18 protein-coding genes are annotated in these 17544 nt (G+C 69.8%); 8 read left to right on the top strand and 10 right to left on the bottom strand.

Translation table 11 applies throughout. The features are described from left to right. Positions 1-5: 5 nt before the first annotated feature. Together Q9R20_RS15380 and Q9R20_RS15375 are read right to left on the bottom strand one after the other, a co-directional pair. Entirely contained in the window at positions 6-1280 is a 1275-nt protein-coding gene (locus Q9R20_RS15380) for a DUF445 domain-containing protein (protein ID WP_311250157.1), read from the bottom strand. Then, positions 1280-2440, bottom strand: coding sequence for an acyl-CoA dehydrogenase family protein (locus Q9R20_RS15375; protein WP_311250156.1), 1161 nt, complete (start codon positions 2438-2440; stop codon positions 1280-1282). The genes Q9R20_RS15380 and Q9R20_RS15375 overlap by 1 nt, the downstream gene beginning before the upstream one ends. A gap of 110 nt (positions 2441-2550) precedes the next feature. Between Q9R20_RS15375 and Q9R20_RS15370 the strand changes: the two genes are divergently transcribed. Next, positions 2551-2955: a pilus assembly protein CpaE gene (locus Q9R20_RS15370; RefSeq protein ID WP_295838469.1), complete on the top strand. Its 405-nt coding sequence runs from the start codon at positions 2551-2553 to the stop codon at positions 2953-2955. 45 nt (positions 2956-3000) lie between these two features. Here the strand turns inward: Q9R20_RS15370 and Q9R20_RS15365 are convergent, their stop codons facing one another. Next, positions 3001-4206: an MFS transporter gene (locus Q9R20_RS15365; protein WP_311250155.1), complete on the bottom strand. Its 1206-nt coding sequence runs from the start codon at positions 4204-4206 to the stop codon at positions 3001-3003. A gap of 384 nt (positions 4207-4590) precedes the next feature. On the opposite strand from Q9R20_RS15365, the gene nrdH reads away from it, so the two are divergent. The 6 genes from nrdH (at position 4591) to Q9R20_RS15335 (ending at position 9594) form a co-directional block, all read left to right on the top strand. Then, positions 4591-4824, top strand: a complete 234-nt coding sequence (gene nrdH / locus Q9R20_RS15360) for a glutaredoxin-like protein NrdH (protein WP_055838040.1) — start codon at positions 4591-4593, stop codon at positions 4822-4824. Between the two features lie 28 nt (positions 4825-4852). Next, positions 4853-5293: a class Ib ribonucleoside-diphosphate reductase assembly flavoprotein NrdI gene (gene nrdI, locus Q9R20_RS15355; protein WP_311250154.1), complete on the top strand. Its 441-nt coding sequence runs from the start codon at positions 4853-4855 to the stop codon at positions 5291-5293. Positions 5294-5331: 38 nt separating this feature from the next. Then, positions 5332-7431 (top strand): class 1b ribonucleoside-diphosphate reductase subunit alpha, encoded by a 2100-nt coding sequence (gene nrdE / locus Q9R20_RS15350; protein ID WP_311250211.1) that lies wholly within the window; start codon positions 5332-5334, stop codon positions 7429-7431. 46 nt (positions 7432-7477) lie between these two features. Next, positions 7478-8452: a class 1b ribonucleoside-diphosphate reductase subunit beta gene (gene nrdF / locus Q9R20_RS15345; RefSeq protein WP_311250153.1), complete on the top strand. Its 975-nt coding sequence runs from the start codon at positions 7478-7480 to the stop codon at positions 8450-8452. Positions 8453-8548: 96 nt separating this feature from the next. Further along, the gene (locus tag Q9R20_RS15340; RefSeq protein ID WP_311250152.1) at positions 8549-8719 is read left to right on the top strand and encodes a hypothetical protein; all 171 of its coding nucleotides are present in this window, start codon (positions 8549-8551) and stop codon (positions 8717-8719) included. Next, the gene (locus Q9R20_RS15335) at positions 8716-9594 is read left to right on the top strand and encodes an endo alpha-1,4 polygalactosaminidase (protein ID WP_311250151.1); all 879 of its coding nucleotides are present in this window, start codon (positions 8716-8718) and stop codon (positions 9592-9594) included. Before Q9R20_RS15340 ends, Q9R20_RS15335 begins: the two co-directional genes overlap by 4 nt. Positions 9595-9604: 10 nt before the next feature. Here the strand turns inward: Q9R20_RS15335 and Q9R20_RS15330 are convergent, their stop codons facing one another. The 4 genes from Q9R20_RS15330 to Q9R20_RS15315 are packed head-to-tail and all read right to left on the bottom strand — an operon-like array spanning position 9605 to position 12880. Next, on the bottom strand, positions 9605-10528 hold the full coding sequence (locus Q9R20_RS15330; protein WP_311250150.1) for a nucleoside hydrolase: 924 nt from the start codon (positions 10526-10528) through the stop codon (positions 9605-9607). After that, complete coding sequence (locus tag Q9R20_RS15325) at positions 10525-11358, bottom strand: ribokinase (RefSeq protein ID WP_311250210.1); 834 nt, start codon at positions 11356-11358, stop codon at positions 10525-10527. Before Q9R20_RS15325 ends, Q9R20_RS15330 begins: the two co-directional genes overlap by 4 nt. A gap of 15 nt (positions 11359-11373) precedes the next feature. Then, the gene (locus tag Q9R20_RS15320; RefSeq protein ID WP_311250149.1) at positions 11374-11847 is read right to left on the bottom strand and encodes a hypothetical protein; all 474 of its coding nucleotides are present in this window, start codon (positions 11845-11847) and stop codon (positions 11374-11376) included. Between the two features lie 7 nt (positions 11848-11854). Beyond that, positions 11855-12880, bottom strand: a complete 1026-nt coding sequence (locus tag Q9R20_RS15315; protein ID WP_311250148.1) for an FUSC family protein — start codon at positions 12878-12880, stop codon at positions 11855-11857. A gap of 765 nt (positions 12881-13645) precedes the next feature. On the opposite strand from Q9R20_RS15315, the gene Q9R20_RS15310 reads away from it, so the two are divergent. Beyond that, positions 13646-14110 carry a DUF3817 domain-containing protein gene (locus tag Q9R20_RS15310; RefSeq protein ID WP_311250147.1) on the top strand — a complete coding sequence of 155 codons (465 nt, stop codon included), beginning with the start codon at positions 13646-13648 and terminating at the stop codon, positions 14108-14110. Between the two features lie 52 nt (positions 14111-14162). Here the strand turns inward: Q9R20_RS15310 and Q9R20_RS15305 are convergent, their stop codons facing one another. The 3 genes from Q9R20_RS15305 to Q9R20_RS15295 are packed head-to-tail and all read right to left on the bottom strand — an operon-like array spanning position 14163 to position 17492. Continuing rightward, a complete protein-coding gene (locus Q9R20_RS15305; protein WP_311250146.1) occupies positions 14163-14828 on the bottom strand; it encodes a helix-turn-helix domain-containing protein in 666 nt (221 codons plus the stop codon). A 35-nt stretch (positions 14829-14863) separates the two neighbouring features. Further along, the gene (locus Q9R20_RS15300) at positions 14864-16312 is read right to left on the bottom strand and encodes a GH39 family glycosyl hydrolase (protein WP_311250145.1); all 1449 of its coding nucleotides are present in this window, start codon (positions 16310-16312) and stop codon (positions 14864-14866) included. Between the two features lie 16 nt (positions 16313-16328). After that, a complete protein-coding gene (locus Q9R20_RS15295; RefSeq protein WP_311250144.1) occupies positions 16329-17492 on the bottom strand; it encodes an FAD-dependent monooxygenase in 1164 nt (387 codons plus the stop codon). Positions 17493-17544: the final 52 nt, after the last annotated feature.

Below are 17544 nucleotides of genomic sequence, written 5' to 3'. Positions count from 1 at the left end.
GGTGCTCACGAGCCCCACGTGAGGTGGGCGATCGTGAAGATCACCAGCCCGGCCAGGGCGCCCACGATCGTGCCGTTCAGGCGGATGTACTGCAGGTCGCGGCCGACCATGAGCTCGATCTTCTCGGTGGTCTCGTCGGCATCCCAGCGTTCGACCGTGTCGGTGATGATCGACGCGATGTCGTGGCGGTAACGACCGACGACGAACACCGCCGCATCGGTGACCCAGCCGTCGACCCGTTTCTGCAGCGTCTCGTCACGCTGCAGGCGTACGCCGACCTCGGCCAGGGCCTGCGATGCCCGCCGGCGCAGCGCGCTGTCGGGATCGGCGAGCGAGCGCAGGAGACCGGACTTCGCGGTGTTCCAGGCATCGGCCGCGAGCTGGCGGACCCGTGGACTGTCGAAGATCGCGGCCTTGGCCTCTTCGAGGCGCACCATGGTGGCGGGGTCGTGCTGCAGGTTGTCGGCGAGGCGGGCGAGGTAGCCGTCGATGGCCCCGCGCGCCTGATGGCGCGGGTCGGCGCGGACGGCGTCGATGAACTGCACGGCCTCGCGATAGACGGTGTCGTCGACCAGCCGCGCCGCCACCCCCGGCACCCAGGCCGGGAGCCGTCGCGAGACGAGACCCTGGAACGTCTCGCGGTTGTTGACCAGCCAGACGGCGATGTTGTCGAAGGCGAGATCGACCGCACCGTGGTGGGCGCCGGTCTCGATCACCCGCCCGAGCCACCCGCCGATCGACGGGCCCCAATCGGGGGAGAGCAGGTGCTCGCGCGCCAGGTCTTCGATGAGGCCCTGCACGTCGTCGTCGTCGAGCGCCGTGAGGATGCTCGAGGCGAGGGTCGCGCCCTCGGCGGCCACGCGGTCGGCGTGCGCGGGCTCGGCGAGCCACGCGCCGGCGCGCGACGACAGGGGCGTCGACTCGAGCTTCGTGCGGACGACGTCGCCCTCGAGGAAGTTCGTCTCGACGAACTCACCCAGCTGGCGGCCGATCTCGTCTTTCCGGCGCGGGATGATGGCCGTGTGCGGGATGGGCAGGCCCAGGGGATGCCGGAACAGCGCCGTCACCGCGAACCAGTCGGCCAGGGCGCCGACCATGCCGCCCTCCGCGGCGGCGCGCACGTACTGCAGCCACTCGACCTCGCGCTGCAGGGGGAACGAGACGGCGAAGATCAGCGCCATGCCCAGCAGCGCCCCGAGCGCGACGCCCTTCATGGTGCGCAGCGCCCGGCGGCGCTCCTGGTCGGCGGGGCTGAGCGCGACGGTGGGTGTGCGCGCCATCAGCCGGTCACCGGTCCGAGCCAGGCCGCCGCGGCGGTGGAGTGCGCGGACTCGGCATCCGAGGGGTGGAACATGCCCGCCAACACGTCGCGGTAGAGCCTGCTCAACTCGTTCTGCGTGAAGTAGGCCGCGCCGCCCCCGACGAGGACGGCGTCGTCGACCACTTCTTTCGCCATGGCGACGGCGCGGTACTTCACCCCGGCGAGGAGCGAGAACCAGCGGCCGCCGTGGTCGACCAGCGCGTCGACGTCGTGCGCGAGCGAGGCCAGCTGCGGAGGCAGGGCGTCGTAGGCGAGGGCCATGTCGGCGACGCGCCAGCGGATGTCGGGGTCGTTCGCATACGTTGTGCCCGACTTCTTCGAGCGGCGCGACGTCGCGGCCGCGACGGCCAGGTCGAGCGCGCGACGTGCGATGCCGGTGTAGACCGAGGCCAGCAGGATCTCGAACACCGCGAAGATGCCGAACACCAGGGGGTCGGGCTGCGGCCCGGGGGGCAGTCTCCGGACCACGCGGTGGGCGGGCGCGTGCGCTCCGCGCAGCTCGGTCGTGCGGCTCTGCGTGCCGCGCATGCCCAGGGTGTCCCAGTCGTCGCGCGTGAGGACGGCGTCGCTGCGATCGAGGAACGCGAACACCATCTGCGGGGCGTCGGGTGAGCTCGTGTCGAGACCGTGCACCCCGAGGTGGTCCCACACCGGTGACAGCGAGGTGAAGATCTTCGTGCCCGTGAACGCATAGCCGCCCGCGCCGTCGGGCTCGGCCGCGGTGTCGCTGCCGAACAGCACGAGGTCGTTGCCGGCCTCGCTGATGCCGAACGCGAACACCTCGCCCGCCGCCGCCCCCTGCTGCACGAAGACGAGGTCGTCGATGCCCCGGTCGCTCAGCACCTTGGCCACGCCCGTCCACACCATGTGCATGTTGACCGCGAGCGCCGTTGCCGGAGCCGCGCCCGCCAGCCGCTGCTGCAGGACCGACGCCTCGGCGAGGCTCAGCCCCGCCCCGCCGCGCTCGGCCGGGACCAGGATGCCGAGGTACCCCGCGGCGCGGAGCTCGTCGAGGTCGTCGTGCGGGAACGTGTTCTCGCGGTCGTGCACGACGGCTCGTTCGCGGATGCGCGCGAGGAGGTCGTCGGGCAGATACCGAGCCGGATCGAACGAGGTCATGGCATCCATTCTGCTCGTGACCGCCGACATCGCGGTCGGGGGTGACAAGAGCCCGCGCGACCCGGACGCTCCGCGTCCGCCTCCCGCTGACCGCCCCCAGAATGGATGCCATGATCTCCACCGAGTTGGCCCTGGCGCTGCGTGAAGCGGGACTGGTGTGGCATCCGCGTTCCGGCGATCGATTCCAGCTCGACGAGCCCGAGTTCGAGGCCGACGTCTTCACCGTCAGCGAGATGACCGTCGAACCGCGCGACTACCCGTCGGGGCGGATCCTCGCGTTCAACGGCACGACGGAGTGGGCCCTGGACTCCGTCGCCACCGAGGACGCGCTGTGGCTGCCCTCGGAGTCGCAGCTGCGCGAGCTGCTGCGCTCGACCTTCCGGTCGCTCCGGCGCCTGTCGGACACCTACGAGGTCGAGATCTCGGTGGGAGGTGCGGTGCTGGTCTTCGATCACCCCGCACCGGCCGACGCCTACGCGCTCGCCGTGCTGGAGCTGCTGCGCCGCACGCACTGACGGCCCCCGCCTCGGCGGAGCCCGGTCTCGCGCGCCAGGGGCGGTTCAGGTGATCGTGGGAACCGGTTCGGTGTCGGGGATGGGGCTCGCGTCGCGGTGACGGAGGTCGGGGAAGCCGCGCACGAACACCGCCGACACGATGAAGCCCGCGACGGCGAAACCGGCGGCCGCGACATAGGCGCCGGTGGGGCCGACACCGTCGACGAGGAAGCCCGCGACGGCCGAGCCCGCGGCCGCGCCGATGAGCTGCCCGGTGCCGATCCAGCCGTAGGCCTCGGCCGTCTCGCTGAAGCGGACGCTGGCCGAGGTCATCGCGAACATCACGGCGAGGGCCGGGGCGATGCCCGCGCCGGCGACGAGCAGGGTCGCACCGAGCCACCACGCGTTGAGCGAGACGATCGTCAGCGACAGCCCGAGCGCGACGATCGCGAAGCGGCGGGCCATCGCCCATGGGCCGATCGGAATGTGCCCGAACGAGAGCCCGCCCGCGAGGCTGCCGACGGCGAACACGGCCAGGACCAGGCCCGCCTCGAGACCGCCGTGGTCGAAGGTGGCGACGACGCCCGCCTCGACCGCGGCGCAGGCGCCGATGAGGAGGAATCCCGTCGCCGTGGCGAGGATGACGGGCGGTTTGGTCAGGACGCGTCCGAGACCGCGGCGGCTGCGCGGAATGCGCACACGGCCGACCTCGGGGCTGAGGATGAACCACGCCCCGCCCCCGAGGAGGATCACGACCACCACGAGCAGGCCCGGGACGGTGCCCACCTGGGTGGCCACGAGCGTGATGAGCACGGGCGCGAGCACCCAGATGATCTCTTGCAGCGAGGCGTCGAGCGAGTACAGCGGGGTCAGCTGCTTCGAGGGCACCATCTTGGGATAGATGGTGCGCACGGCGGACTGCACGGGCGGGGTGGACAGGCCCGCGATGAGCCCGAGCGCCATGTAGAGGGGGAGGGGCATCTCGATCAGCGCCAGGGTCGCGATCGCCGCCGCGCACACGAGGAGGGTGACCGTGAGCACGCGTCGCATGCCCCAGATGCCCATCCACCGGCTCGTGACCGGACCCGCGACGGCCTGACCGATGCTGGTCGCGGCCAGCACGAGACCCGCCGCTCCGTAGGAGCCGGTGACGTGCTCGATGTGCAGGAGCACGGCCAGGCTCGTCATGCCGTTGGGGAAGCGCGCCGTCAACTGCGCGGCGATGATGCGCCCCACGCCGGGGGTTCTGAGGAGTACGCGGTAGCCGGCCACCGCACAACGCTACAGCGCCCTTCGGACATCCGCCGAGGGGCGGAGGAGAGGATGCCGCGACACGCCGCGACACGCCGGTCGCCGTTTTCCCCCGCCTGTGCGATGTCGGAACCCCCGGCTAGCGTCCGATCTGTGGACAGACATCGGCGGTCGCCGCGAGAACCGCGGAATTGCGCCTGTTAACAGCGACTCGGAAGGGGGTGGATCTGTGGATGAAATCGTGGACAACCTGTGTTGTACATGGGGAGAGACGGTGGAAAATCACACGGATGTAACTACTACCCCTTGTGGTGCCTTCCGATGTCCGTCCCCATATGTAGTATTGAGGTCCCGGCGAGCCCTGCCCGCCCGGACGAAGATTTTCCAGGGGAGAGAGAGAACGACATGGCGATCACGGTCTACACCAAGCCGTCCTGCGTCCAGTGCACCGCGACCTACCGCGCACTCGACTCGAAGGGCATCGAGTACAACGTGCTCGACCTGTCCGAAGACCCGTCGGCGCTCGAGCAGGTCAAGTCGCTCGGGTACCTCCAGGCCCCCGTCGTCATCACCGACGAGGACCACTGGTCGGGCTTCCGTCCCGACAAGATCGACGAGCTCGCTTCGCGTCTCGCCTGAGCGGGCGACACGCACTCGGACTCTCGTCATGAGCGCTGTCATGTCGGCGACCGAGACTCCGCTGCTGGTCTACTTCTCGAGCGTGTCGGGCAACACCGCGCGTTTCATCGAGAAGCTCGGAAAACGGGCCGTGCGCATTCCGCTCCGGCCGACCGACCCGCCCCTGTACGTCGACGAACCCTTCGTGCTGGTCACCCCCACCTACGGCGGGGGTGCCGGCCGGGGCGTCGAGAAGGGGGCGGTCCCCAAGCAGGTCATCCGCTTCCTCAACGAGGAGCGGAACCGGCGCAACATCCGCGGGGTCATCTCCGCGGGGAACACGAACTTCGGCGATGCGTTCTGCCTCGCCGGCGACATCGTCGCGCGCAAGTGCGCGGTGCCGCACCTGTACCGCTTAGAAGTTTTCGGCACGCCAGACGACGTCGAGCGCGTCACCGAGGGATTGGAACGATGGTGGAAGTTGGGTTGACCGACGTGGACGTGAAGACCGAAGCGCGATTCGAGGGCATGGACTACCACGCCCTGAACGCGATGCTGAACCTGTACGACGCCGACGGCAAGATCCAGTTCGACGCCGACAAGCGCGCCGCGCGGGAGTACTTCCTGCAGCACGTCAACCAGAACACCGTGTTCTTCCACTCGCTCAAGGAGCGCCTCGACTACCTCGTCGAGAAGGAGTACTACGAGCCCACCGTGCTCGCGAAGTACTCGATGGAGTTCATCCAAGAGCTCAACGACCGCGCGTACGGTGCGAAGTTCCGCTTCGAGACCTTCCTCGGCGCGTTCAAGTACTACACCAGCTACACGCTGAAGACCTTCGACGGAAAGCGCTACCTCGAGCGTTTCGAGGACCGCGTCGTCATGACGGCCCTCGCCCTCGCCGACGGCGACCAGCGTCTCGCCGTGCAGCTCGTCGACGAGATCATCTCGGGTCGCTTCCAGCCCGCGACCCCCACGTTCCTCAACGCGGGCAAGGCCCAGCGCGGCGAGCTCGTGTCGTGCTTCCTGCTGCGCATCGAAGACAACATGGAGTCGATCGCCCGCGGCATCAACTCCGCGCTGCAGCTGTCGAAGCGCGGCGGCGGCGTGGCGCTGCTGCTGTCGAACATCCGCGAGTCGGGCGCCCCGATCAAGCAGATCGAGAACCAGTCGTCGGGCATCATCCCCGTCATGAAGCTCCTCGAAGACAGCTTCAGCTACGCCAACCAGCTCGGTGCACGCCAGGGCGCGGGCGCGGTCTACCTCAACGCCCACCACCCCGACATCCTGCGTTTCCTCGACACCAAGCGCGAGAACGCCGACGAGAAGATCCGCATCAAGACGCTGTCGCTGGGTGTCGTCATCCCCGACATCACGTTCGAACTCGCCAAGAACGGCGAAGACATGTACCTCTTCTCGCCGTACGACGTCGAGCGCGTCTACAAGAAGCCGTTCGGCGACATCTCGGTCACCGAGAAGTACCGCGAGATGGTCGACGACCCGCGCATCAAGAAGACGAAGATCAACGCGCGCGAGTTCTTCCAGACCCTCGCCGAGATCCAGTTCGAGTCGGGCTACCCGTACATCATGTTCGAGGACACGGTGAACAAGGCCAACCCGATCGCCGGTCGCATCAACATGTCGAACCTGTGCTCGGAGATCCTCCAGGTCAACACGCCGACGTCCTACAACGAAGACCTCTCCTACGCCGAGATCGGCAAGGACATCTCGTGCAACCTCGGTTCGATGAACATCGCCCTGGCGATGGACGGCCGCGACCTCGGCCTCACCGTCGAGACCGCGATCCGCGCCCTCACCGCGGTCAGCGACCAGAGCCACATCGCCTCGGTCCGCTCGATCGAAGACGGCAACGACCGCTCGCACGCCATCGGTCTCGGCCAGATGAACCTGCACGGCTACCTCGCTCGCGAGCACGTGCACTACGGCTCCGAAGAGGGCATCGACTTCACGAACATCTACTTCTACACGGTGCTCTTCCACGCCCTGCGGGCGTCGAACCGCCTCGCGATCGAGCGTGGCACCTCGTTCGACGGCTTCGAGAACTCCACCTACGCGTCGGGGGAGTTCTTCGAGAAGTACACCGACCGGGTGTGGGCTCCCGAGACCGAGAAGACGAAGGAGCTGTTCGCCGGCATCCAGATCCCCACGCAGGACGACTGGCGTGAGCTGAAGGCGTCGGTGCAGGCCCACGGCATCTACAACCAGAACCTGCAGGCCGTCCCGCCGACCGGTTCGATCTCGTACATCAACAACTCGACGAGCTCGATCCACCCGATCGCGTCGAAGATCGAGATCCGCAAGGAAGGCAAGCTCGGTCGCGTCTACTACCCGGCGCCGTTCATGACCAACGACAACCTGGAGTACTACCAGGACGCGTACGAGATCGGCTACGAGAAGGTCATCGACACCTACGCCGCCGCCACGCAGCACGTCGACCAGGGCCTGTCGCTGACGCTGTTCTTCAAGGACACCGTCACCACCCGCGACATCAACAAGGCCCAGATCTACGCGTGGAAGAAGGGCATCAAGACCATCTACTACATCCGTCTGCGTCAGCTGGCGCTCGAGGGCACCGACATGACCGAGTGCGTCTCGTGCATGCTCTGAGCCGCTGACCCCTCACTGACTAGACAGATCAAGGACGCAGAACGCCATGGCTGAGAAGCTGCAGCTGCTGAACCACGTGCAGGCCATCAACTGGAACCGCATCCAAGACGACAAGGACCTCGAGGTCTGGAACCGTCTGGTGAACAACTTCTGGCTCCCCGAGAAGGTGCCGCTGTCGAACGACATCCAGTCGTGGAACACGCTCACCCCCGAGGAGCAGACGCTCACGATGCGCGTGTTCACGGGCCTGACGCTCCTCGACACGATCCAGGGCACCGTCGGCGCGGTCTCGCTCATCCCCGACGCGATCACCCCGCACGAGGAGGCCGTCTACACGAACATCGCGTTCATGGAGTCGGTGCACGCCAAGAGCTACTCGTCGATCTTCTCGACGCTGTGCTCGACGAAGGAGATCGACGAGGCGTTCCGCTGGTCGAGCGAGAACGAGTTCCTTCAGAAGAAGGCTCGCATCGTCATGGACTACTACCGTGGCGACGACCCGCTCAAGCGCAAGGTCGCCTCGACGCTGCTCGAGTCGTTCCTGTTCTACTCGGGCTTCTACCTGCCCATGCACTGGTCGAGCCGCGCGAAGCTCACGAACACGGCCGACCTCATCCGCCTCATCATCCGCGACGAGGCCGTGCACGGCTACTACATCGGGTACAAGTTCCAGCGCGGTCTCGAGACCGTCGACGAGGCCCGTCGTCAGGACCTCAAGGACTACACGTTCTCGCTGCTGTACGAGCTCTACGACAACGAGGTGCACTACACGCAGAGCCTGTACGACTCGGTCGGCCTGAGCGAAGACGTCAAGAAGTTCCTGCACTACAACGCCAACAAGGCGCTGATGAACCTCGGCTACGAGCCGATGTTCCCCTCGTCCGTCACCGACGTGAACCCGGCGATCCTGTCGGCTCTGTCGCCCAATGCCGACGAGAACCACGACTTCTTCAGCGGCTCGGGCTCGTCGTACGTCATCGGCAAGGCCGAGGCGACGGAAGACGACGACTGGGACTTCTGACCCACGCAGCACATCGAAGCCCGTTCCCGCACACCGCGGGGGCGGGCTTCGTCGTTCGCGGCGCCCCCGCTCGCGCCCGCTCCTACGATGGAGCACATGGGACGCGACGACGACGAGCAGGAGCGGCGCGCGCTCCGCTCGATCGAGGCCATCAACGCCGGAGCCGACATCGGCGAAGAGTCGTTCCAGCTCGCGAACGAGTTCACCGACCGGCACACCGGTCGAGCGACGGCGTGGCTGAAGCGGCGCTTCGGCCGGGGCGAGTGACCGTCGCCGGCGAGGAGCCGAGGCGCGCTCGGACGATCTCCGTCATCCGAGCCGTCGCCACCACCGTGATCCTGGCGACCGCCCTCGTTGGCTGCGCGCCGACCCCGGATGCCCCGCCGGCAGCGGGGGCGACCTCCGAGATCACCCTGCCCGCTCTGGGCGCCGCGTTCGACTATCAGTTGGGCGGCGCCTACGACCCGCCCGCGGGGGTGACGGTCGTGGCCCGGGACCGGACGACCGCGGCATCCGGGGTCGGGTACGACATCTGCTACGTGAACGGGTTCCAGACCCAGCCCGCGGAGTCCGAGGTCTTCGCCCGGGAACGCCCCGAACTCGTCCTGTTCTCGAACGGGGAGCCGCTGGTCGACGCCGGATGGCCCGACGAGTACCTCTTCGACACGTCCACCCCGCAGAAGCGGGCGGCGCTGCTCGAGATCGTCGCGGAATGGATCCGGGGCTGTGCGGCGTCCGGGTACGACGCGGTCGAGATCGACAACCTCGACTCGTACACCCGCTCGGGCGGAGCGCTGACCGCGCAGGACAACCTCGACCTGGCCGCCGCCTACGCCCGGGCAGCACATGACGCCGGGCTGGCCATCGCGCAGAAGAACACGGCCGATCTGACCGAACGGGTACGCGGCGTCGGCTACGACTTCGCCGTCACCGAGTCGTGCGTGCGGTTCGAGGAGTGCGACGCCTACACCTCGGTCTACCCGGTCGTCCTCGACATCGAGTACACCGACGAACTCGGCGAGCGCGGGTTCGCCGAGGCGTGCGATGACACCGGGCGGGCGGCATCCATGATCCTTCGCGACCACGACCTCGTCGCATCCGACGACGACGCCTACGTCTTCCGCACCTGCGACGCGGGGTGAGACCCGCCGGTCAGGCCGGCCACTCCCGCGATTCGAGGCGGTCCAGCAGCACCTCGACGGCGGAGCCCTCCATGCCGCGCACCCAGCGCTGCGTCCGGGAACCGCTCGATGAGACCGTCCGCCCTCGCTCGCCGCGCTCGAGGCGCACCTCGACGGTGCCCGACGAGACGCTGACCCCGCGCAGCGCCCCCGCGGCGACCATCGCCGCCAGCGGATCGTGCAGCGCGCAGCGGCGGCCGGGGAACACCCCGGCGTAGAAGTCGAGGTAGGCCGGCAGCATGCGGGCGAGAGCCTGCGGCAATGCGCCGGGGATCGCTTCGAGGCGGACGAGGTCGGCGGCATCCAGGGTCTGGGTCATCGTCACGTCGAGGGGCACGAGGGTGGTGTCCCAGTCCTGTGCGAAGACGACGGCCGCCGCCTCGGGATCGTTGTGGATGTTCGCCTCGGCCCACGCCGTGACGTTGCCGGAGTGCGCGAACGCGCCGCCCATCACCACGAGGCGGTCCAAGGCGGGCACCCCCGGGGCCTCGGCGTACGCCGCCAGGTTCGTCAGCGGACCCAGGGCCAGCACGGTGAGATCCGGATGCCGCTGCGCCAGGTGATCGATGAGCTCCACGGCGGGACGGGCATCGTGGGCGCGCGCGGCAGCGGTCAGCGCGATGCCGCCTACCCCGTCGTCGCCGTGCACGTGCGGGGCGCCGCCCGCGTACGCGCGGCCGCGGAAGTCGTGCGCCCCGACGGCGACGGGGATGTCGTCGACGCCGGCGAGCTCGAACAGCGAGAGGGTGTTGGCGGCCGCGCGGGCGGCATCCGTGTTGCCCGAGACCGTCGTCACGCCCACGATCTCGACCGAGGGTTCGGCCAGCAGATAGGCGAGGGCGAGCGCGTCGTCGATGCCGGTGTCGCAGTCGACGAGGATCGGACGGCGGGTCATGCCGGGACTCCGTACGTGTCGAGGGCGTCGAGTGCCGGCTGGGAGGCGTCGTCGGCGACCGCGGCCGACCCGACGGCGCACGCGCGGGCGAGGGCGTCGGCCTCGGCGTCTCCGCGGAGCAGCCCGACGACGAGGGCCGCGCAGAACGCGTCACCCGCTCCGACCGTGTTGCGCACGGTGGTCGGGACTCCGGCGGCGGATGCCACGAGCTCGCCGCTCCGGTAGAGGCGGGCGCCCTCGGCCCCGAGCGTCACGCAGAGCAAGGGAGCGTCGTGCACCTCCGGGAGCTGGGCGTACTCGGTCTCGTTGACGATGACGAGGTCGCACCGCTCGAGCACCTCGGCGGGGAGGGGACGGGCGGGGGCGGCGTTGACCGCGAGGAAGCCGGCGGCGCGTGCGGCGGCCGAGACGACGGCATCCGGCACCTCCAACTGCAGCAGCACCGCGGCGCCGGTCTCGATCCCGAGCGCGTCGGGGTCGATCGCGGCGTTCGCACCCGCGCACACGACGATCGAGTTCTCGCCCGATGCGTCCACGACGATGAGGGCGGTTCCCGTCGCGGCCTCGGCGGTCTGCACGCCCGAGGCGTCGACGCCGATCGCGGCGAAGCGGTCCCGGATGCCGTGACCGTCCGCGTCGTCGCCCACGGCGCCGATGAGCCGCACGTCGGCGCCCAGGCGGGCGGCTGCCACCGCCTGGTTCGCGCCCTTGCCGCCGGGGCCGCGGTCGAGGACCCCGTCGGCGACGGTTTCACCGGGGCCGGGGGAGCGGTGGACGCGGGCGGTGAGGTCGACGTTGATGGCGCCGACGACGGTGAGTCGAGGAGTGATGAGAGAGCCTTCCGGTCAGTGCAGGAGGAGCTTCGCGACGATGAGAAGCGCCGACACGAGGGCCGCGCCCACGGCGGTGACCACGACGACGAGAGCGGAGTACCCGCGCAGGCGCGCCCCGGCCGTGGCGACGATCACGAGGTACGCCATCGCGACACCGACGCCCCACAGCAACGCGGTACCGAGGTCCACACCGAAGGCGACGAGCAGGACGACCACCAGCAGCGGCAGGAACGTGACCGACACCATCGGCGCGCTCACGCGCAGGTGGTGTCGGAAGATCCTCGACGGGCGGTCGGGCGAGGTGTCGCCGAGCGTGTAGGCGAAGACGTGCGTGGCGAAGTAGACGACGTTCGTGAGCGCGACCACGAGGATCACGTCGCTCAGATCTGCCTCGCCGAGACCGATGAGAGTGGATGCCGAGACGAGGGCGCCGTAGCACCCGGCGCTGATGCGCTCGGCGGCGTCGGTCGAGAGTCTGGTGTCCATGCTGCCCTCAGCTTCTCGCGGACCGGCGGCGGATCCCCGCCGACACGATGGCGACGATCGTTCCGACCGCGACGCCGATGACCGTTTCGATCACGCGGTCGCGCAGCAGCATCTCGGGTGCCACGGGCGAGGCGAGCGACACCATGAGCAGGGCGAGCGGGGTGATGAAGAGCATCGCGATGCCGTAGTTGCGACCGACGAAGAGTTCGGCCCCGGCCTGCAGGGCCACCGCGACCAGCAGGACGACCCAGGGCGGCAGGTCGAGAGCGAGTAGGCCCGCGGCGATCAGCACGCCCAGCAGCGTCCCGACCAGTCGCTGCACACCGCGGATGAGTCGCGCGGTGACGTGCGCGCCGCCGACGGCGGCGACGGCGCCGACCATGGCCCAGTACCAGTGCGTGCCGATGAGCAGCGCCCCGATGACGCCGGCGAGAAGAGCGGCGACGCCCACGGTCGCCGTCATCTCCCACGCGACCTCGCCGATCGGTGGGCGGGTGCGGGCCGGGAGCCGCCACGAACCGCGGCGCGCGAGGACGAAGGCGACGGTGACGACAAGGCTCCACAGCACGCTCGCGCCGCCGACGATGAGCACGGTGAGGAACGTCGCGCCGGACGCGGGGAAGCTCGCGGTGGCGCCGGCGGCGAACACGGCGAACAGCGCGCCGGGCGGATGCCACTGCGCCCGGTACGCGAAGAGGGTGACGACCGCGGCGAGCACGGCGACGACCGCGACGCTCGCGATCGCGGGGGTCGCGAGCGCGGAGAGGGCGGTGCCGACCAGCATGCACGAAACGAGGACGGAGCCGGCAACGGCCTGCATGCGCACGCGGAGACGGGGCAGGTCAGTCCGGCCGTAGAGCGCGGCGAACGCGCCGAAGCTCGCGTACACGCTGAGCTCGAGGCGGCCGAGCGCCAGGAGGACGAGGAGGGGGATGCCGACACTCAGCACGGCGCGGACGGCGACGCGGTGATCACCGCGGTGCGGCCCCACGCGGATGACCCCGGTCCAGACACGCCCCCGGGATTCCGCCACCCGTCCACCCTACGCGCCTCGCGGAGGGCGACGCGGGGACGCGGCAGGTGGGGCGGGCGTCCTGCAACTCCTGAGATGTGGAAGTGCGGCAGGTGGGGCGGGCGCCCTGTGACTCCTGAGATGTGGGGTCGGCGTGGGCGGCCCGGGCTCGCGTAACTCCTGAGGGTCTGGGCGGGCGCGGTGTGGCGGTGGGTGGTCCGGCCGGCGTTACTCCTGAGACGTGGGGGCGGAGCGTTCGGGTGCGGGGGAGCGTGGGGCGGGATTCCGCCGAACCCGGCCGGCCGGCGGGAGCCTCCGGGTGTGGGGTGGGGCCGGGTTCAGGAGTACGGCGAGGCGGGCGCGGGCCCGGGCTGGCGCCGGGGTTCAGGAGTACGGCGAGGCGGGCGTGCGCCCGGGGGTGCGGGGGAGGCGCCGGGGTGCAGGAGTACGGCGAGGCGGGCGCGAGCCGGACGGGTACCGACCGAGGGGGTGGCCGGGCGCTGCGCGCCGAGACTCAGGAGAACGGACGGCACGGCGGCCGTCAAGGGCGTGGGGAGTGCTCGTCGATCTGGTGAAGTGGAGTCATGGATGCCGACCGCGAGAAGCCCCCGATCGAGCCCGGCCCCGAGCCCGACACGTCGACCGCGGCCGAAGCGGATCGCTCGGACGACTCGCTCGACGGAGACGACCAGCCGGTCGAGTGACGTTTCGACGTCGAGGCGTGCCCCGGTACCGCCGGAGCGTCTTCCGTAGGGTGGGAAGCCCCCGACCCTCCCGAGGAGAGACGTGTTCCGCACGCCCCTGGCCCTGTTCCGAACCCTCGCGATCGCCGAAGCGGTCTCGTGGACGCTGCTGATCGGCGGGTTGATCCTGCGCGCTGCGGCCGATCTCCCGCTCGCGGTGACGATCGGGGGCGGCATCCACGGATTCGTCTTCCTCGCGTACGGCGCGACGGCTGTCCTCGTCGCGCTCAACCAGCGGTGGGGTTTCGGGCCGACCGCCCTCGCCGTGGTCAGCGCGGTGATTCCCTACGCGACCGTCCCCACCGAGATCTGGCTCCACCGCACGGGCCGCCTGCGCGGCGGATGGCGGTTCGACGAGAGCGACGACCCGCGGGATCGGCGGCCGATCGATCGGCTCCTGCGGTTCTTCCTTCGCCGCCCCTCGGTGCTCGCTCTCGTTCTCGTGGCGGTCGTCGCGCTCGTGTTCGTCGTGCTGCTGGTCGCGGGTCCTCCCGGCGGCAAGGGCTGACCCCGGCGCCATCGCAATCCGTGCCTGATCCGGTGTGATGTGTCGGAATCGACTAGGTGTGCATCCGCTGGCTGTCGGCCAGGATCAGATGCACGGTGTCGGCCAGGCGGCGCAGGAGCGTCACCGAGTCGTACTGGCCGTCGAGGCTCGCCGTCGTCGCCACTCCGAGACCGAGGTGGCGGATGTGCAGGCTGTAGACGATCTCGAACGCCCACTCCGCCCGCTCGCGGCTCAGGTCGACCCCGCGTTCCTCAGCGGCGGACAGCAGGGCTCGCACGAACACCTCCTGGCCGGCGTCGCCCGATCGGCGACCGCGGCGCAGGATGACGGGATCCTCGACGCCCAGCAGGAAGAAGGGCGACAACACGTCGCGGTTGCGGCGCAGGATGTCGGAGTAGGCGCCGACGATGGCCGTCGTCGCCTGCTCGAAGGTGTGGGCGGGTTCGGCGGCGCCGCCGACGCGCAGCTCCGTCTCCGCGTCGACACGGTCGAACTCCTCGCTCTGCACCACGCGCAGCAGCTCCGCCTTGCCGGCGACCCGACCGTAGATGGATCCGACGGACAGGCCCGCGGCGGCGCTGACCTCCGCGAGCGAGAACTGCCCGGTGCCGCGCTCGCGCAGAAGCTGCAGCACGGCCGAGCGCACCTTCGCGAAGGAGTCCCGACTGCGCTGCTGCTTCGGTTCGGCCACACCGTGGCCGGTGGATCGCGAGGTCATGGTCGCTCCGTTCTGCGCGTCCTGCCGCCGGAAGACTACCCGGCGGCTCGGACCTCGACGAGGACGGCCGACTGGGGCGGCAGGTCCACGTCGTCGACGACGAGATTGCCCGATGCCGACACGCGAGCGCGGACGGGGCCGTGGACGCCGCCGTCCAGGGTGGTCCGGGTGACGGCGACGTCGGCGTCGTTCCAGGGGAGGCCGTGGATCTCGATCCGAGCCGAGGTCGCTCCCGCGGAGGCGAGTCCCGGTCGCTGCGGGGGCAGGGTCAGCCCGAGTTCGATGCGCTGTTCGCCGATCGGGATGCGGAAGGTGAACCGGTCCTCGTCGCGGGGCGCGAGAGCGCTGTCGGGGGCCACGTAGTTCGACACGAGCACGCGGACGACGGCATCCTCTCGGCCGGCGATGCACGCGAGCCCCGATTCGTCGCCGCCCCGGGCCGCGAGACGGCGGCCGCGCATCGCGCGCCCGGCGAGCGAGAGGGCACGGGAGCGTTCGTCGGGCCGTCCCTCGACGTCGCCGACCCCGCCGGGGTCGACGAAGCCGTAGTGCGGATCGATCCCGCTGTCGGCGCGGAAGAAGAACGCGTGGTCGATGACCGTGTCCTGCAGGTGGATGGCGGTGGCGACCTGGAAGGCGCCCTTCTCGGCGGGCGGCGCGGAGCTGCTGGGCACCGCCAGGTAGTTCCAGTAACAGAGGGTCAGCTCGGTCTCGGTGAACCCGTACCGGTCGAGGACCTCACGCAGCCGCTCGGACACGTAGCGGTAGTCGAGCGGATCGCGAGAGCCGTCGGTGAACCACAGGAACGAGAAGAAGTGCAGGGGCAGGTCGTTCTCCCGCACGAAACGGAGGAAGCCCTCGCGATAGGGGGAGTCGGCCTCGAGGGGGAAGGCGATCGCCGGCCCGCCGACGGTCAGGGTCTCATCGACGCGCTGCACGGCCTCGCAGAAGGCGCGGTACATCGCGAAGAACTCCTCCGGTCGGCCCGCGAAGTGCAGGGGCCCGAAGTCGGGCTGGTCGCCGAACTCGTAGAGACGGACGGGCTTCGTCGGCCCGTCGGCCCACCCTCGCGAGTAGTGACGCACGATGTGCTCCACCACCCGGCCATAGGCCTCGAGGTCCTCCGCCGGGAGCTTGTTCTGCGGAATCGAACTGGCGATCGTGAACATCACCTCGGCCCCGGCGGCGTGCACCGCCTCCACCCACTGATCCGTCGCCGCGAAGTTGTAGCTCGCCGGGTCGTCGACGTCGGCGCTCCAGTCGGGGAAGAGGCTGGTCGGGTTGTTCCGCGTGTCCAGGCGCGAGACCCAGTCGAAGGACCGGACGACCGTCACGCCGGCCTCACGCCAGAGCGGCGTCATGTCGGGGAACTGCGGGTGGCCGGCGACCGGACCGGGTACGCCCCCCACGCCGTTCAGGGGGCGGAAGACGCCCTCGTCCGCGGCATCCACGACGAGGGTGCGAGGGGGGGAAAGGTGCGACACGTTCGTCTCCTCGGCGTCAGTAGGGCATCCGCAGGAGGCGGTTTGCGTACTCGTTGGCGATGGGCTCGTCGTGGCGGAGGTGCTCGACGCGCGCCCGGTAGGTCTCGTCGGTGACGGAGTCGAACTCCTCGAGCATCGACTCGATCGAGCGTTCGTGCACGGCTCGCACACGAGGGAGGCGGCGCTTCATGAAATCGAGCTGGGCGTCGAGCACCGAGTCGTTGCGCGCGAGCTCCTGCGCGAGCACGACTCCGTCCTCGATGCTCATCGCCGCTCCCGAACCGAGGTAGGGGGTCATGGTGTGAGCCGAATCGCCCATGATCATCACGCGGCCGCGGAACCAGGGGTAGGGCACCCACACGGTCGAATACGGCGTGTAGGCGACGTTCTCGGCGTGGCGCACGTCGTCGAGCGCGTCGGACAGGAAGGCGGACCCGCGGGTCAGGGAGGCCGCCCGATCGTGCATGATCTCGGCCATCCGGCTCGCGTCGTAGCGGGGGCGCCCCTCCTCGGCCACGGTGAGCACCATGTACATCAGGTCTTCCGACAGCGGGGTCAGCATGATCTTGCCGCCGTAGCCCTGGCAGATGATGGGCTGCATGATCTTGCGGCGGTTGGGCAGGCCCACGCGCCACGCCACCCCGCCGACCGGGCGGGGGGCGTACTTCTCGCCGAAGTAGTCCCGGCGGATCTGCGAGTGCAGACCGTCGAAGCCGAGGACGAGGTCGTACTCGGCCCGGTCGCCGCTGCTGAAGGTGACCGTCGCGGTGTCATCGTGCTGCGCGATGTCGGCGACGGTCGTGCTCATACGGAAGGTGCAGCCGTTCTCGCGGGCGTGGCGGGCGGCGAGCTCGAGGAACGCGATGCGCGACATCGTCACGCAGCCGGGCAGGCCCTCGTCCTGCGTGCCGTAGCTCATCGTGCTGAGGAGATTGCCCTCGGCGTCGTAGTTGTCGATGCCCGGTGCGGGGTGGCCGATCTCGAGCACCTCCTGCAGGAGGCCGATCTCGCGTACCGCGCGCAGGCCGTTGATGCGCAGTCCGAAACCGACGCCGGCGACGCTGATCTCGGGCTTGTCGTCGATCACGTCGACCGTCGCGCCGGTCCGGGCCAGCGCCGACGCCGTGCTCAGGCCGCCGATACCGGCGCCGACGACGAGGATCTTCAGCGGTCGTGCCATGGGGTGCTCCTCTTCGAGCGATCGGCGGGCCGCGGGCGGGTCCCGCGGCGAA

Source organism: Microbacterium sp. PRF11 (assembly GCF_031844085.1).
Classification (GTDB): Bacteria; Actinomycetota; Actinomycetes; order Actinomycetales; family Microbacteriaceae; genus Microbacterium.
Note: the sequence above shows the minus strand (reverse complement) of the source record. Positions and strands in the feature narration are given on the sequence as shown.

Excerpts from the sequence above, each read along its gene's own strand:
- Q9R20_RS15380 (WP_311250157.1), bottom strand. The coding sequence starts at position 1,280 with ATGGCGCGCACACCCACCGTCGCGCTCAGCCCCGCCGACCAGGAGCGC.
- Q9R20_RS15375 (WP_311250156.1), bottom strand. The coding sequence starts at position 2,440 with ATGACCTCGTTCGATCCGGCTCGGTATCTGCCCGACGACCTCCTCGCG.
- Q9R20_RS15370 (WP_295838469.1), top strand. The coding sequence starts at position 2,551 with ATGATCTCCACCGAGTTGGCCCTGGCGCTGCGTGAAGCGGGACTGGTG.
- nrdH (WP_055838040.1), top strand. The coding sequence starts at position 4,591 with ATGGCGATCACGGTCTACACCAAGCCGTCCTGCGTCCAGTGCACCGCG.
- nrdI (WP_311250154.1), top strand. The coding sequence starts at position 4,853 with ATGAGCGCTGTCATGTCGGCGACCGAGACTCCGCTGCTGGTCTACTTC.
- nrdE (WP_311250211.1), top strand. The coding sequence starts at position 5,332 with ATGGACTACCACGCCCTGAACGCGATGCTGAACCTGTACGACGCCGAC.
- nrdF (WP_311250153.1), top strand. The coding sequence starts at position 7,478 with ATGGCTGAGAAGCTGCAGCTGCTGAACCACGTGCAGGCCATCAACTGG.
- Q9R20_RS15340 (WP_311250152.1), top strand. The coding sequence starts at position 8,549 with ATGGGACGCGACGACGACGAGCAGGAGCGGCGCGCGCTCCGCTCGATC.
- Q9R20_RS15330 (WP_311250150.1), bottom strand. The coding sequence starts at position 10,528 with ATGACCCGCCGTCCGATCCTCGTCGACTGCGACACCGGCATCGACGAC.
- Q9R20_RS15320 (WP_311250149.1), bottom strand. The coding sequence starts at position 11,847 with ATGGACACCAGACTCTCGACCGACGCCGCCGAGCGCATCAGCGCCGGG.
- Q9R20_RS15305 (WP_311250146.1), bottom strand. The coding sequence starts at position 14,828 with ATGACCTCGCGATCCACCGGCCACGGTGTGGCCGAACCGAAGCAGCAG.
- Q9R20_RS15295 (WP_311250144.1), bottom strand. The coding sequence starts at position 17,492 with ATGGCACGACCGCTGAAGATCCTCGTCGTCGGCGCCGGTATCGGCGGC.